Origin of the sequence: Nocardioides albidus (assembly GCF_006335005.1) — a bacterium.
Lineage (GTDB): Bacteria > Actinomycetota > Actinomycetes > Propionibacteriales > Nocardioidaceae > Nocardioides > Nocardioides albidus.
The window spans coordinates 64,045-64,551 of sequence record NZ_VDMP01000017.1; the positions used below are offsets into that span (position 1 = coordinate 64,045).

Annotated in this window: 1 pseudogene; it reads left to right on the forward strand. The window is 76.5% G+C overall.

The annotated features are described in order from the left end of the window. A pseudogene (locus FHP29_RS04625) lies at window positions 1–507 on the forward strand (hypothetical protein); the annotation flags it as partial.

Sequence of the window (507 nt, forward strand, 5' to 3'; positions counted from 1 at the left end):
GGGCCGTCACCGGCGGGGTGCTCGTCGCGACCAGCCTGGCCGTGGGCGGCTGGGACCGGATCGTCTCGCCGCTGACCTACCAGGGCGAGCGCGGCCTGCAGGTGGAGTCGGTCGCGGCCACGCCCGCCATGGTGCGCTGGGCCCTCGCACCCGGCGACCACCGGATCCACTTCGCCCGCTCGCTCGCCTGGGAGGTCGACGGGCCCTGGACCACCGCTCTGCTGGCGGCGTCCGGGGTGCTGACGGCGCTGCTCCTAGCGGCGCTCCTCGTGCTGTGGGTCCGGGCCTGGCGGCGCCTGGGCGAGCCGCGCTCGGCACTGCCCGCCGTCCTGTGGCTGACCCTCGGCTCGCTGAGCGCGTTCGTCGTGGGCAGCAAGGTCCTCAGCCCGCAGTACCTGCTCTGGCTGCTCCCGGCAGCCTGCGCCGGGCTCGCGCTGCTGGAGGGCGAGGACCGGCGCCGGCTCGGACGGTGGACGACGGCGCTCCTGGCGACGGCGTGCCTCACCC